This window comes from Streptomyces sp. NPDC127098, from assembly GCF_042722465.1.
Taxonomy (GTDB): Bacteria; Actinomycetota; Actinomycetes; order Streptomycetales; family Streptomycetaceae; genus Streptomyces; species Streptomyces millisiae.
Map to the genome: position 1 here is coordinate 1 of NZ_JBHXFJ010000109.1, position 13,142 is coordinate 13,142.

12 protein-coding genes, 1 rRNA gene and 2 pseudogenes are annotated in these 13,142 nt (G+C 75.0%); 11 read left to right on the forward strand and 4 right to left on the reverse strand.

Annotation, left to right across the window (positions count from 1 at the left end; genetic code table 11):
* The 3 genes from rrf to ACFWI8_RS35045 form a co-directional block, all read left to right on the forward strand.
* Nucleotides 1–92, forward strand: a 5S ribosomal RNA gene (rrf, locus tag ACFWI8_RS35035); the annotation flags it as partial.
* A 146-nt stretch (nucleotides 93–238) separates the two neighbouring features.
* On the forward strand, nucleotides 239–1,225 hold the full coding sequence (locus tag ACFWI8_RS35040; protein ID WP_387099989.1) for a hypothetical protein: 987 nt from the start codon (nucleotides 239–241) through the stop codon (nucleotides 1,223–1,225).
* Nucleotides 1,226–1,257: 32 nt separating this feature from the next.
* On the forward strand, nucleotides 1,258–1,998 hold the full coding sequence (locus tag ACFWI8_RS35045) for a hypothetical protein (RefSeq protein WP_387099986.1): 741 nt from the start codon (nucleotides 1,258–1,260) through the stop codon (nucleotides 1,996–1,998).
* Here the strand turns inward: ACFWI8_RS35045 and ACFWI8_RS35050 are convergent.
* The 3 genes from ACFWI8_RS35050 to ACFWI8_RS35060 are packed head-to-tail and all read right to left on the reverse strand — an operon-like array spanning nucleotide 1,989 to nucleotide 5,684.
* The gene (locus ACFWI8_RS35050) at nucleotides 1,989–3,767 is read right to left on the reverse strand and encodes an IucA/IucC family protein (protein WP_387099957.1); all 1,779 of its coding nucleotides are present in this window, start codon (nucleotides 3,765–3,767) and stop codon (nucleotides 1,989–1,991) included. The two genes, ACFWI8_RS35045 and ACFWI8_RS35050, sit on opposite strands and share 10 nt — an antisense overlap.
* 5 nt (nucleotides 3,768–3,772) lie before the next feature.
* On the reverse strand, nucleotides 3,773–4,354 hold the full coding sequence (locus ACFWI8_RS35055) for a GNAT family N-acetyltransferase (protein WP_387099960.1): 582 nt from the start codon (nucleotides 4,352–4,354) through the stop codon (nucleotides 3,773–3,775).
* 46 nt (nucleotides 4,355–4,400) lie between these two features.
* Entirely contained in the window at nucleotides 4,401–5,684 is a 1,284-nt protein-coding gene (locus ACFWI8_RS35060; protein ID WP_387099962.1) for a DUF1015 family protein, read from the reverse strand.
* A gap of 47 nt (nucleotides 5,685–5,731) precedes the next feature.
* On the opposite strand from ACFWI8_RS35060, the gene ACFWI8_RS35065 reads away from it, so the two are divergent.
* The 8 genes and pseudogenes from ACFWI8_RS35065 to ACFWI8_RS35100 all read left to right on the forward strand — a co-directional run bounded on the left by ACFWI8_RS35065 (nucleotide 5,732) and on the right by ACFWI8_RS35100 (nucleotide 13,092).
* Nucleotides 5,732–6,775 carry an HAD hydrolase-like protein gene (locus tag ACFWI8_RS35065; RefSeq protein WP_387099965.1) on the forward strand — a complete coding sequence of 348 codons (1,044 nt, stop codon included), beginning with the start codon at nucleotides 5,732–5,734 and terminating at the stop codon, nucleotides 6,773–6,775.
* Nucleotides 6,776–6,952: 177 nt separating this feature from the next.
* Nucleotides 6,953–7,379, forward strand: a pseudogene (locus ACFWI8_RS35070) (iron chelate uptake ABC transporter family permease subunit); the annotation flags it as partial.
* A gap of 26 nt (nucleotides 7,380–7,405) precedes the next feature.
* Nucleotides 7,406–7,564 (forward strand): hypothetical protein, encoded by a 159-nt coding sequence (locus ACFWI8_RS35075; RefSeq protein WP_387099968.1) that lies wholly within the window; start codon nucleotides 7,406–7,408, stop codon nucleotides 7,562–7,564.
* A gap of 21 nt (nucleotides 7,565–7,585) precedes the next feature.
* Complete coding sequence (locus ACFWI8_RS35080; RefSeq protein ID WP_387099971.1) at nucleotides 7,586–7,846, forward strand: hypothetical protein; 261 nt, start codon at nucleotides 7,586–7,588, stop codon at nucleotides 7,844–7,846.
* A gap of 7 nt (nucleotides 7,847–7,853) precedes the next feature.
* Nucleotides 7,854–8,678, forward strand: a complete 825-nt coding sequence (locus ACFWI8_RS35085) for a TlyA family RNA methyltransferase (protein ID WP_387099974.1) — start codon at nucleotides 7,854–7,856, stop codon at nucleotides 8,676–8,678.
* Entirely contained in the window at nucleotides 8,675–9,610 is a 936-nt protein-coding gene (locus ACFWI8_RS35090; protein WP_387099977.1) for an NAD kinase, read from the forward strand. The genes ACFWI8_RS35085 and ACFWI8_RS35090 overlap by 4 nt, the downstream gene beginning before the upstream one ends.
* A 55-nt stretch (nucleotides 9,611–9,665) precedes the next feature.
* Complete coding sequence (recN, locus tag ACFWI8_RS35095) at nucleotides 9,666–11,453, forward strand: DNA repair protein RecN (RefSeq protein ID WP_387099980.1); 1,788 nt, start codon at nucleotides 9,666–9,668, stop codon at nucleotides 11,451–11,453.
* A 694-nt stretch (nucleotides 11,454–12,147) separates the two neighbouring features.
* Nucleotides 12,148–13,092 (forward strand): glycosyltransferase family 4 protein, encoded by a 945-nt coding sequence (locus ACFWI8_RS35100; RefSeq protein ID WP_387099983.1) that lies wholly within the window; start codon nucleotides 12,148–12,150, stop codon nucleotides 13,090–13,092.
* Here ACFWI8_RS35100 and ACFWI8_RS35105 read toward each other — a convergent pair.
* A pseudogene (locus ACFWI8_RS35105) lies at nucleotides 13,057–13,142 on the reverse strand (ABC transporter ATP-binding protein); the annotation flags it as partial. The gene ACFWI8_RS35100 and the pseudogene ACFWI8_RS35105 sit on opposite strands and share 36 nt — an antisense overlap.

Sequence of the window (13,142 nt, forward strand, 5' to 3'; positions counted from 1 at the left end):
CGCCCGGTTACATTCCGAACCCGGAAGCTAAGCCTGCCAGCGCCGATGGTACTGCATGGGGGACCGTGTGGGAGAGTAGGTCGCCGCCGGACAATCTTTTGGAACCTCTGGTTCCCCAGCGTGCATGCTGGGGAACCAGAGGTTTTTTGTTTTTGTAGGGCAGGAAAGGCAGGAGTCACGGCCATGACGGAATCGTCGGAGGGTCGACCGGAGCGGGAGCCGCGTGCGCCCCGGCGTGATGGGGATCGAGGCGGCTATCAGCGCGGTGAAGGCCGCGGCGAGTGGCGAGGCGACCGGCGTGGCGGTCATGGCCAGGGTGGTGGCTCGTGGGGCCGGCGGGACGAGGGCTCACGGCCACGCTGGGAGCGGGACGGCGAACGTCGGAACGGCGAACGTCGCGGACCCGGCGGGCCGCGGGATGACCGCTTCCGTCGTGACGACCGGCCCCGTGATGACCGTGCGCGCGACGAGCGTCCGCGAGGCGACCGGCCCCGCGACGACCGGTGGGGTCGTCCGGGCGGAGGCGGCGGTGCCGGTTTCCGGCGTGACGACCGGCGTCCCGGCTACGGCAGCGGCGGTTCGGGCTCGGGTGGCGGCGGTGGCCGCGGCTTCCGGCGTGACGACCGGCCGAGGGACGGGGGGTTCCGTAGGGACGACCGTCCGCGTGACGACCGGTTCCGCAGGGACGACCGCCCCAGGGAGGATCGTTTTCGGCGCGATGACCGGCCCCGTAGGGATGACCGTCCGCGCGAGGATCGGTTCCGTAGGGACGACCGGCCTCGGGATGACAGGTTTCGGCGTGACGACCGCCCCCGTGACGACCGTCCGCGTGGTGACCGTTTCCGGCGCGATGACCGACCCCGCGATGACCGGCCCCGTAGGGATGACCGTCCGCGTGACGACCGGTTCCGTAGGGACGACCGGCCTCGGGATGACAGGTTTCGGCGTGACGACCGCCCCCGTGACGACCGTTCGCGCGAGGATCGGTTCCGTAGGGATGACCGGCCTCGGGATGACAGGTTCCGGCGTGACGACCGGCCGCGTGAGGAGCGCCGGTACGGTGGCGGTGGTTCGGGAAGTCGGGAGTACCGGCGGGAGGATCGGCCGTGGCGGGAGCGTGACGGCGAGCGTCGCGACGGGCGGGACTTCCGTGGGCGGCGCGACGACCGTGGCGGCCCGCGTGGCGGATACCGGCGGGACGGCGTTCGCCGCGGTCCCGAGCTGACTCGGGACCGCGATCGGGAGCGGGTCAAGCGGCTGCCGATCCCGGACGAGGTGACCGGCGACGAGATCGACCGTTCGGTGCGGCAGGAGCTGATGAGCCTGCCCAAGACCCTGGCCGTCGACGTGGCCCGCAACCTGGTGATGGTGGCCAGGCTGCTCGATGAGGACGCCGAGCGTGCCTACGGCTACTCGCGGGCCGCGCTGCGGCTCGCCTCGCGGGTGGGCGCCGTGCGTGAGGCGGCCGGCTTCGCCTCGTACGGCGTGGGCAAGTACGCCGAGGCGCTGACGGAGTTCCGGGCCGCCCGGCGGATGACCGGCTCGGTGCACCTGTGGCCGATCATGGCCGACTGCGAGCGTGGCATCGGGCGTCCCGAGCGTGCGCTGGCCATGGCCGGCGAGCCCGAGGTCCGTCAGCTCGACAAGGCTGGCCAGGTGGAGATGCGCCTGGTGGCGGCCGGGGCCCGGCGCGACATGGGGCAGCCGGAGGCGGCCGTGGTGACGCTGCAGAGCCCCGAGCTGGCCTCCAGCTCCGTCCAGCCCTGGACGGCGCGGCTGCGGTACGCCTACGCGGACGCGCTGCTGGCCGTCGGCCGGGAGGACGAGGCGCGTGAGTGGTTCGCCAAGGCCGCCGAGGCGGACCAGGGCGGCACCACGGACGCCTCGGACCGGCTGGCCGAGCTGGACGGTCTCGAGTTCGTCGACGCGCTCGACCCCGACGCGGATGTCGAGGACGAGGACGTGGACGGCGACGAGGAGCCGCGCGGTCAGGCGTAGCGGGCGATCGGGTTCTCGAGCGTGCCGGCCAGCACCAGCGAGCCGGCCGGGTCCTGGAGGTCGACCATCTGGCGGTTGTTCCGCAGCTGCAGACGGTTGAGGCAGGACAGGGCGAAGCGCTCGGTGAACAGGTCGAACCGTTTGAACTTCTCCGCGAACTCGGGAACGGCCTGCTGGTAGTCGGTGACACAGGCGGCGACGGTCGCCCAGAAGGTGTCCTCGCCCAGCAGGTCGTTCTCGACGAGAACGCCGTTGAGGAAGCGGAGGAAGCAGTCGAACACGTCGGTGAAGACGGAGAGTGCCCAGAGGTCGTCGGGGACGTCGGCGCGGATCCGTTCCACCTCCGGGGGCAGCGGCTGCTCGGCGCTCATCACCACGATCTCCTCGGCGATGTCCTTCATGACGACGCGCCTGGGCACGCCGTTCTCCAGGACGAGGATGACGTTCTCGCCGTGCGGCATGAAGGCCAGGTCGTAGGCGTAGAGGCAGTGCAGCACCGGGGTGAGGTACGCGTCGAGGTAGTGGCGTAGCCAGACCTCGGCGGGCAGTCCCGACTCGGCGATCAGCGCGGCGGCGAACGAGCCGCCCTCGCGGTCGGTGTGGAGGAGCGAGGCCATCGTGGCCAGCCGCTCGCCGGGGCGCAGGGTGGGCACCGGGCTCTCGCGCCACAGCGCGGCCAGCATCTTGCGGTAGGGCGAGCCCTTCTCGGTGGCGGCCTCGTAGTGCCGGTGGTGGTAGCCGATGGCCGCGCGCTCGCGGATGATCGAGAAGCCGGCGCGGGTGAGGAGCTCGTCCTCGGCGATCACTCCGGCGAGCCAGTCGTTGATGGCCGGCGTGGCGCGCATGTAGGCGGCGGAGAGGCCACGCAGGAAGCCCATGTTGAGCACCGAGAGCGCGGTCTTCACGTAGTGCTTGTCGGGGGCGTCGGTGTTGAAGAAGGTCCGGATGGACTGCTGGGCGCGGTAGGCGTCGTCGCCCTCGCCGAGGCAGACCAGGTGCTGCCTGGCGACCTCGCCGGCGAAGGTGACGGAGAGCCGGTTCCACCACTGCCAGGGGTGGACGGGGATGAGGTAGTAGTCGGCGAGGTCGAGGCCGAGCGCGGCCATCCGGTCGGCGAAGCGGCGGCGGGTCCCGGGGGCGAGTTCGCCGGCGACCAGGGTCTCGTAGTCGAGGTCGGCGCAGGCGGTGAAGGTGGCCAGGTCGCGGCGGGCGGCGAGCCAGACGAGCCGGACCGGGGCGCCGGCCTCGGGGGCGTAGGCGCGGTACTCGGCGGCGTCGAAGCCGAGGCGGCCGTTGTTGGCCACGAAACAGGGGTGGCCCTCGGTCATGGCGGCCTCGATGGTCTGGAAGTCGCGGCTCGCCAGCTCGGCGGCGGGGAGGTGCGGGGCGGCGAGTTTGTAGGCGCTGCCGGCGAGGGTGCTGGTGATCTCCTCCAGGTAGACGGGGAGGACGTCGTCGCTGAGGCCGAGGGCACCGCGCAGGTCGAGGAAGAAGTCGAGGGCGTCGAGGGGGAGTGGCACGCCGTCGCGTTCGCGGGTGACGGAGTCGCCCTCGACCAGCCAGTGGTCGAGGGCGAGTCGGCGGGCGGCGAAGTGGTAGGCGGTGGTGCCGTCGTCGGCGAGCACCGTGTGGCGGCCGTCGGGGCGTGGCTCGGGGGTCAACAGGCGCTCGTGCGAGAACTCGGCGAGCGCCTTGCGTATCAGCAGGCGGTTGGCGCGCTGCCAGAGCTCGGGGGTGAGGTGGGCGACGGCTTCGTGGGGGACGGTCATGCGGTTCACTCCTGGGGGGCTGCCGTGGCCGCCCGCGCGGCCTCGTACTGTTCGCGGGTGCAGAAGCTGAGATGGGCGTCCTTGCCGGGCAGCGGGACGGTGCGCTCGACGTGGAAGCCGACGGCGGCGTTGAGGGCGTGGACGGGTTTGTTGCGGGCGTCGGGTTCGACCACCACGCGGCGGTTGGCGGGATCGGCGAAGAGCAGTTCCATCACGGTGGTGATCACGGCGAGGGTGAAGCCGTGGAGCGGGGCGTCCGTGGGGGCGACCAGGAAGTGCATGCCGATGTCGCCGGGTTGGACCGGGTAGGCGGTGCCGACCGCGTCGTGGGCCGGGTCGTAGACCTCGACCAGGAAGGCCGGCTCGCCGTTGTGCAGGCCCAGGTAGGCATGGTGGGAGGTGGCGGCGGCGATGCTCTCGAACTCCTTGCGGACGTCGTCGAGTTCGGCGTCCTGCATGAGCCAGAAGACGGATTTGGGGTGGGTGAGCCAGCGGTGCAGCAGCTCCGCGTCGGCGGCGGGGTCGACGAGGCGGAGGGTGAACTGACCGAGCCGTTCGTCGTGTCGGGCGAAGACGGTGGTGCTCATGGGGCTCCCAGGTGCGACAGCAAACTGGAAGTGAGGTTAGCCTAACCTAAATTCGCGCGACAATCGGGTCGGGCTCGTCACCCGCGTCATGGAGGTCCCGCAGCAGCAGACCCGTGGCCGGCTTGGGCCCGAACGAGGTCGACTTGTGCGGCATCGTGACGCCCGCCTCGGCGAGGGCCCGCACGGTGTCTTCCCGCGCCGCGCGCATCAGTACCGCGAAACCGTCGGCCGATCCGGCCGCCTGCGCCACGGCGGCGGTCGCGCTGTGCAGGTACCGGGCCCGCAGCGGCGGGCGGCCGGGGGGAGGGCGCCACACCTCGCCGAGCAGCACGGCGTCGAGCACCGTCGCGTCCAACGTGCGCCAGGCGGGCGGCCGGTCGGTCGGCACGGTGCGGGCGAGCAGCGCGGGATCCGGGTGGTCGAGCAGGTGGAAGGCGCCGTCCGCGGCCAGCAGGAAGGCGTTGCCCGACGCCTCGCCGAGCACGCCCAGTGCGGCCTCCAGCGGCCCCGTCACGGATCGGACCCGGAACGCCGTGCCGGCGGCGGCCAGCGCCTCGGCGGGCGGCAGCCCGGTCAGCACCCGGTGGATCGGGTTGACCCGCAGCGGGTGCCGGGCGGTGTCCACCAGGAGCACCAGGCCGCGGTCCCAGGGCGCCCGGCCGTCGTGCTCCGCGGCGAGCCGCAGCCGGGTGGCCCAGCGGTGGTGACCGTCGGCGATCAGCGCCCGGTGCCGGGCCAGCTCGGCGCGGGCCGCGGCGATCTCGGCCGGGTCGTCGACGGCCCAGATCCGGTGCTCGGTGGTGTCGTCGGTGGGCGTGGCGAGCAGCGGCGGGCCCGCCGTGACCCGCTCGATGAGCGCGGGCACGGCCGTGTCGTCGGGGGCGCCGCGGTAGGCGAGGAGCAGCGGCTCGAGGTCGGCCTCGGTGGCCCGGGCCAGCGCGGCGCGCTCGGCGACCACCTCCGGGATCACGTCCTCGTGCGGCAGCACCGTGCGTTCGTGCGGCGGCGTCAGCCGCAGGGCCCCCATGAGGCCGCGCTGCGGCGGCCGGCCGGCGGCGCGCTGCTCGTACACGTAGAGCGCGGGCCTCGGGTCGGTCACCAGGACACCGGCCGCCCGCCACTCGCGGAGGGTGGCGGCGGCGCGCTCCGGGGTGCGTGGCAGGATCAGGCGGACGATGTTGTGCGGGTCAGAGGTCTCCAGATCACGCTGCTCGTCCGGCCGTACCACGACGTCGTACGGGGGCGAGATCACGTCGGCGAGGTTGCCGACCCGCTCGGGCGCGTAACGGAGCGCGCGGAACGGGGCGAGGTCCAGGCCGGCGGCGTGCATCCCCGCATCGTAGTGCCGTGCGGACCACGGGAGATGAGCTGAGGATGATGGTTGACAGCGTTGACGGGACGGGCGAGGGAACCGTGCCCGACACGGCGCCGCGCGGCTGCGCGCGGCCGCTCCACGAGGTCTACGACACCGCGCTGCTCGACCTCGACGGGGTCGTCTACGCGGGTGGCGAGGCGGTGCCGCACGCCGTGGACTCGCTGCGGGCGGCGCGGGAGGTCGGCATGCGGCTGGCCTACGTCACCAACAACGCGGCCCGCACGCCGGAGACCGTCGCCGCGCACCTCTCCCGCCTCGGCGTGGCCGCCGAGCCCGGCGAGGTGGTGACCTCCGCGCAGGCCGTGGCCCGGCTGATGTCCGAGCAACTGCCGGCCGGTGCACGGGTGTTGTGCGCGGGTGGGGAGGGGCTCAGGGTGGCGCTCGCCGAACGTGGACTGCGCCCCGTGGACTCGGCGGACGACGAGCCCGCGGCGGTGGTGCAGGGCTACGGCGGGCCCGAGCTGCCGTGGGGGGTGATCGCGGAGGCGGCGATCGCCGTCAACCGGGGCGTACCGTGGTTCGCGTCCAACACCGACCTGACCATCCCCAGCGGCCGGGGCATCGTGCCGGGCAACGGCGCGGCGGTGGAGGCGGTACGGATCGCCTCCGGGGGCCGGGTCGAACCACAGGTCGCGGGCAAGCCGCGGCCGCCGATGCACCGTGAGTCGATCCTGCGGACGGGCGCGCGGCGGCCGCTGGTCGTCGGCGACCGGCTCGACACGGACATCGAGGGGGCCCACGCGGGCGGCGTCGACTCGCTGCTGGTGATGACCGGGGTGACGGACGTGGCCCAACTGCTCGCGGCACGCCCCGACCACCGGCCGACGTATGTGGCCGACGACCTGCGGGGCCTGCTGGCCCCGCACCCCGAGGTGCGAGCCGGCGGCGGGTGGCACTGCGGCGGGTGGCGGGCGTTCGTGGCGGGCGACGAGCTGCGCCTCGAGGGCGAGGGCGCACCGATCGACGGCCTGCGGGCGCTGTGCGGGGCGGCCTGGTCGACGGGACGCCCCTGGCGCGGCGAGGGCCTCGAAGGGGCCTGGGATTGAGCGGACGGGGGAGGGGCGGGGTTGGCGGTGGCCGGCCGTCCGTGACCTGGCTCCGCCCGGCCGGGGGCGTCCACTGACGCCTGCGGGGGCGGTTCGCCTGCGGCGCTCGGCCGTGGGTGCCGAGGTGGTGGCGGCCGTGGCCGTACCTTGGCGCCTGCGGCGTGCCTTGCCTGCGGCGCCGTCAACGGCTACCTGCTCACCCGCGCCGACATGGCGGACGCCGCCCGCGCCGTGCTGTGGCTGACCGGCTCCCTCGACGGCCGCGACTGGGCTCAGTTCTGGCCGCCGGTGCTCGCCCTGGGCCGGCCGCTGCGGATGCTGGCGATGGGGGACGAGACCGCGGCCGCCCTCGGCGTGCGGGTCCAGCGGACCCGGCTGCTCGCGGCCTTGGCCACGGCGGCGGCCGGGCCCGTCGCGCTCACCTCGCCGCAACTGGCTCGCCGGCTCACCCGCGCCGCGGGACCCAACGCGCTGCCGGCCGGCCTGATGGGCGCGCTGCTCACGGTGGCCGCCGACCCGCTGGCCCAGTAGACCTTCGCCGAGCGGCAGTTGCCCGTCGGCGTGGTGGCTGCTCGTCACGGAACGAAGGGCCGGACGGGTATGACCCGGGCGGAGCGAGAAGGAGACGGCGTGCGAGAGGTGTCGGAACCCCGGTTGCGGGCCGAGCGGGTCACGTTGGCGTACGACCAGCGGGTCATCGCCAAGGCGGGTGGCGAGTTCGGCCACACCGGTCGCGGCCATCCGGCACCCCGCTGGTCGTTCCGGCGGCGCGTCGGTCCCGCCGGGTGATCAGCGGGTAGCGTCGGGGCCATGGAAGAGCCCCAGGAGCCCAGGCAGGAGCAGGAACCCGAGGACGAGGGACCGCGCCCGCTCGGCGTCGGGACGCGACCCACAGGAAACGGCGGCGTGGACGCCCACCTGGTCAGGTTGGCCGACGCCGACCACCTCGCCGTCCCCGGGCATCTGGAGGTGTACGAGGATGTGCACCGCGGCCTGCGCGAGACCCTGGCCGCGCTCGACCAGCCGGCCGGCCCGCCCGTGCCAGGACCCCCGCACACCACCAGGAGCTGAACCCCCCGTGGCAGCAGCGACCCAGCGACGCCTCAGCCGCCTTGACGCGGAACTCGTGCGCCGCAAGCTGGCCCGATCCCGCGAGCACGCACGCGAGCTCATCGACGCCGGCCGTGTCACCGTCAACGGCGCGGTCGCCGCCAAGCCCGCCACCCAGGTCGCCACCAGCGCCGCCCTCGTGGTCCGCGCGGACGACGCCGACCCCGGCTACGTCTCACGCGGCGGCCACAAGCTCGCCGGCGCGCTGGCCGCCTTCACGCCCCGCGGACTGCGCGTCACCGGCCGCCGCGCCCTCGACGCGGGCGCCTCCACCGGCGGCTTCACGGACGTCCTGCTGCGCGCCGGCGCCGCCGAGGTCATCGCCGTCGACGTCGGGTACGGTCAACTCGCCTGGAACCTGCGCGCCGACGCCCGCGTCACCGTCAAGGACCGCACCAACGTACGCGAGTTGACGCTCGACACCATCGACGGCAAACCCGTCGACCTGGTGGTCGGCGACCTGTCGTTCATCCCGCTCGGCCTGGTGCTGCCCGCCCTCACCCGCTGCGCCGCGCCCGACGCCGACCTGGTGCTCATGGTCAAGCCGCAGTTCGAGGTCGGCCGGGAACGCCTCGGCAGCGGCGGCGTGGTGCGCAGCCCGGCGCTGCGCGCCGAGGCCGTCACCACCGTCGCGGGACAGGCCGCCGAGCTGGGGCTCGGCGTGCTCGGCGTCGTCGCCAGCCCGCTGCCGGGACCCTCCGGCAATGTTGAATACTTTCTCTGGCTGCGTGCCGGGGCGCCCGCACTCGACCCGGCCGACGTCGACCGCGCCGTGACAGAGGGGCCGCAGTGACTGTCAGAACCGGGACCAGCAGACCCGAAGCCCGCACCGTCTTCCTGCTCGCGCACACCGGCCGGCCCGCCGCGGTCCGAAGCGCGGAACTCGTCGTGCAGGGCCTGCTCGCGCACGGCCTCGGCGTCCGCGTCCTCGACGAGGAGGCCGTCGACCTGCCGCTGCCGGCCAGCGTCGAGCGCGTCACCGTGGACGAGAAGGACCAGACCCGCGGCGTGCTGGACGGCTGCGAGCTGCTCGTGGTGCTCGGCGGCGACGGCACGCTGCTGCGCGGCGCCGAGTTCTCCCGCGCCTCAGGGGTGCCGATGCTCGGCGTCAACCTCGGCACCGTCGGCTTCCTCGCCGAAGCCGAGCGCGACGACCTCGACCAGGTCGTGGACCGCGTCGTCACCCGCTCCTACGAGGTGGAGGAGCGGATGACCCTCGATGTCACCGTGTTGAGTGACGGCACCGTCGTGCACGAGGACTGGGCGCTCAACGAGGCGTCCGTCGAGAAGGTCGCCAGGGAGCGGATGCTGGAGGTCGTGCTCGAGGTCGACGGCCGCCCCGTCTCCGGGTTCGGCGGCGACGGCGTGGTCTGCGCCACCCCCACCGGATCCACCGCCTACGCGTTCTCCGCCGGCGGCCCCATCGTCTGGCCCGAGGTCGAGGCGCTGCTGATGGTGCCGATCAGCGCCCACGCGCTGTTCGCCAAGCCGCTGGTCACCGCCCCCGACTCGGTGCTCGCCGTCGAGGTGCGGCCCAACACCCGTTCCGGCGTGCTGTGGTGCGACGGGCGCCGCACCGTCGACCTGCCACCAGGGGCGCGCGTCGAGGTGCGGCGGGGCGCCGTCCCCGTCCGGCTCGCCCGGCTGCACCACGCGCCGTTCACCGACCGTCTCGTCGCCAAGTTCGCGCTGCCGGTGGCCGGCTGGCGGGGCGCCCCGCGCTGAGCCTCCGGCTCGGAAGTGTGGGGGCCGTCGTCGCCAGCGACCCCGCGAACCTCGTATGGTCGTATCCGTGTTGGAGGAGATGCGGATCAAGGGCCTGGGCGTGATCGACGACGCTGTCGTCGAGCTGTCCTCCGGCTTCACCGCGGTGACGGGTGAGACCGGCGCGGGCAAGACCATGGTCGTCACCAGTCTCGGCCTGCTGCTCGGTGGCCGCGCGGACGCCGGCTACGTACGGGTGGGAGCCCAGGCCGCCGTCGTCGAGGGCCGCGTCACCGTGGAGCCGGACGCCCCGGCCGCCCGCCGGGCCGAGGAGGCCGGCGCCGAGCTGGACGACGGCGCGCTGCTGGTCAGCCGCACCGTCTCGGCGGAGGGCCGCTCCCGCGCCCACGTCGGCGGCCGGTCGGTACCGGCCGGGCTGCTCGCCGAGCTCGGCGAGGAACTGATCGCGGTGCACGGCCAGACCGACCAGCAGGGGCTGCTGCGCCCCGCCAGACAGCGGCAGGCGCTCGACCGCTACGCCGGGGAGGCCGTCGCCCGGTCACTCGCTGCCTACCAGGAGACCTACCGGCGGCTGCGCGAGGTCGGCACCGTCCTCGCCGAGCTGACCACCCGCGCCCGCGAGCGCGCCCAGGAGGCCGACCTGCTGCGCTTCGGCCTCGACGAGATCGCCGCCGCCGACCCCCGGCCAGGCGAGGACGTCGAGCTGGCGGCCGAGGCCGGCCGCCTCGGCCACGCCGAGGCCCTGGCCTCCGCCGCGGCCGCCGCGCACACCGCGCTGGCCGGCGACCCGGCCGACCCGGGCGGCAACGACGCCGGCACCCTGGTCGCCGGCGCCCACCGCGCGCTCCAGGGCGTCAGCGGCCACGACCCGGCCGTCGCCCAGCTCGCGGAACGGCTCGGCGAGGTCGGCATCCTGCTCGCCGACGTCGCGCAGGACCTCGCCGGCTACGCCGACGGCCTGGACGCCGACCCGCTGCGGCTCGCCGCCGTCGAGGAGCGGCGCGCCGTCCTCAGCCACCTGATCCGCAAGTACGCCGAGCCGGCCGCCGGCCAGGACGGCACCCAGGCCGTGCTCACCTGGGCCGAGCGTGGCGCCGCCCGGCTCGCCGAGCTGGACGGCGACGACGACCGCATCGGCGAGCTCACCGCGGAACGGGACGCCCTGCGCGCCACCATCACCGAGCAGGCACGGGAGCTCAGCCAGGCCAGGACCGAGGCCGCCAAGCGCTTCGCCGACGCCGTCACCGAGGAGCTGACCCAGCTCGCCATGCCCCACGCCAGCATCCAGGTGGCGGTCCGGCAGCAGGACGCCACGCCGGGCGACGACACGGCGGTCGAGATCGACGGCCGCGCGGTGGCGCTCGGCCCGCACGGCGCCGACGAGGTGGAACTGCTGCTCGCCCCGCACCCGGGCGCCCCCGCCCGGCCCATCGCCAAGGGCGCCTCGGGCGGCGAGCTGTCCCGGGTGATGCTGGCCGTCGAGGTGGTGTTCGCGGACGCGGCGCCGGTGCCGACGTACCTCTTCGACGAGGTCGACGCCGGCGTCGGCGGCAAGGCGGCCGTGGAGATCGGCCGGCGGCTCGCCAAGCTCGCCGACTCCGCGCAGGTCGTGGTCGTGACCCACCTGCCGCAGGTGGCGGCGTTCGCGGACCGGCACCTGGTCGTCGAGAAGACCAGCGACGGCTCGGTCACGCGCAGCGGGGTGCGGTCCGTGCACGGCGAGGGCCGGGTGCGGGAGCTGTCGCGGATGCTGGCCGGCCAGGAGGACTCCGAGCTGGCCCGGGCCCACGCGGAGGAGCTGCTGGCCACGGCCGCCCGGCTCGGGCACCGAACCGAGCCCTAACCCGAGCGGGTGGTGGCCGCTACCGTGATGCGGCGGGCGCCTGGCATTCTGGACGCCGTTCCACCCCCAGCGAACGAGAGGTTGCCGTGAGCGATGGGCTAGGGCCGCCCGGGCCTTGGCGACGGCCCCCGCGCGTCGCTGCCGCGGCCATGGCCGGCGGGTTTGGCGTCGTGCCCGGTCGTCGCGTGTCGCGCGGCAGGCGTTCGGCCCTTCGGGGCGTCTGGCCTGCGGCCGGTGCCTTTGGCCGCGTCGAGCGGCCGGAGTCCGCCCATGGCGCCGGGCCTGTGGCCGGGGGCCCGCGAGGGGCCGCTGGCGTGGTCCTGCTTGGCCGCCGGGTCGTGAAGGATGGGCTGTCGCGACGGCCTCTGCGGGCGCGGGGGGCCGCCGGTGGGGCCCGGGCCGCAGGCGAGCCCTGTGTCGGCCGCGCGGTGCGCGGCAGGCGGGGCGCCTGGCCGATGGCTCGTGTGGCTCCCGCCGGTGCCGGACACGGCCCTCGGCCTGTCGCACGGCCGGACGCCGCGCGTGGCGGCGCCTCGGGCGACCGGGTCGGCGCCATGGCTGCGCACGGCCCCCGGCCCATGGCCGCGGGGGCCGGCGCGTGCCGCCGAGCGGGTACCAGGTGCGTCGTCTCGGCCAGCGGTCGCCCCCGGCGGCCGGCTCGGGCCGAGCAGGCCGCCGGCGGGGAGTGGGCGGTGTGAGCGGGATCGGTGGGCGGGGGACGTTGCACGTGGTGCAGGTGCTCGGTGGCGGTAGCGCCGGCACCGGGGCGCACGTGCGGTCGCTGTCGGCCGGTCTGGTGGCGCGCGGGCTGCGCGTCACCGTCTGCGCCCCGCCGTCGGCGGAGCGGCGCTACGACTTCACGCGGGCCGGTGCCCGCTTCGTGCCCGTCCCGATGCGGACCCGGGTCGAGGCCGCTGTGCTGCTGCGGGCCGTCAGTGCCGACGCGCACCTGGTGCACGCGCACGGCATGCGGGCCGGGCTGCTCGCCACCCTCGCGCTGCGTCGCCGCGACACCCCGCTGATCGTCACCTGGCACACCCGCTCCACCACGCCCGGGCTGCGCGCCCAGCTGAGGGCCGTGACCGAGCACCTGGTGGCCCGCGCCGCCACGGTGGTGCTCGGCGCCACCTCGGACCTCGTCGGCCGCGCACGCCGCCGTGGAGCGCGCGACGCGCGCCTCGCGCCCGTCGCGCTGCCGGCGCAGCGCACCGAGGGCGAGAGCCAGGGGCCGGCCGAGCGTGAGCCCGACCCGGCGAAGGTGCGGGCCGAGCTCGGCGCCATGGGCCGACCGCTGCTGGTCACCGCGACCCGTCTGGAGCGCGAGCGCAGCCTGGCCGTGCTGCTCGCAGCGGCCCGATCCTGGCGGTCGCTGCAACCGCCGCCGCTGCTCGTCATCGCCGGCGAGGGTCCCGACCGGGCGCTGCTGCAGCGCCGCATCGACCGGGAGCGGCTGCCGGTGCTGCTGCTCGGGCGGGGCGACGACGCCGCCCGGCTGCTGCCCGTGGCCGACGCCGCGCTGCTGGTCGTCGAGTGGGCCGGCCGGGCGCCGCTGGCGCAGGAGGCGTTGCGGCGGGGCGTGCCGCTGGTGGCCACCGCCGTCGGCGGCGTCCCCGAGCGGCCTTGCGGGGGGTGCCGGTGAGACGCAGCGGCAGCGCCACGTTCTCCGCGCAGGTGAGCTCGGGCACCAAC

Excerpts from the sequence above, each read along its gene's own strand:
- ACFWI8_RS35040 (WP_387099989.1), top strand. The coding sequence starts at position 239 with ATGGGGATCGAGGCGGCTATCAGCGCGGTGAAGGCCGCGGCGAGTGGC.
- ACFWI8_RS35050 (WP_387099957.1), bottom strand. The coding sequence starts at position 3,767 with ATGACCGTCCCCCACGAAGCCGTCGCCCACCTCACCCCCGAGCTCTGG.
- ACFWI8_RS35055 (WP_387099960.1), bottom strand. The coding sequence starts at position 4,354 with ATGAGCACCACCGTCTTCGCCCGACACGACGAACGGCTCGGTCAGTTC.
- ACFWI8_RS35060 (WP_387099962.1), bottom strand. The coding sequence starts at position 5,684 with ATGCACGCCGCCGGCCTGGACCTCGCCCCGTTCCGCGCGCTCCGTTAC.
- ACFWI8_RS35065 (WP_387099965.1), top strand. The coding sequence starts at position 5,732 with ATGGTTGACAGCGTTGACGGGACGGGCGAGGGAACCGTGCCCGACACG.
- ACFWI8_RS35080 (WP_387099971.1), top strand. The coding sequence starts at position 7,586 with ATGGAAGAGCCCCAGGAGCCCAGGCAGGAGCAGGAACCCGAGGACGAG.
- recN (WP_387099980.1), top strand. The coding sequence starts at position 9,666 with ATGGTCGTATCCGTGTTGGAGGAGATGCGGATCAAGGGCCTGGGCGTG.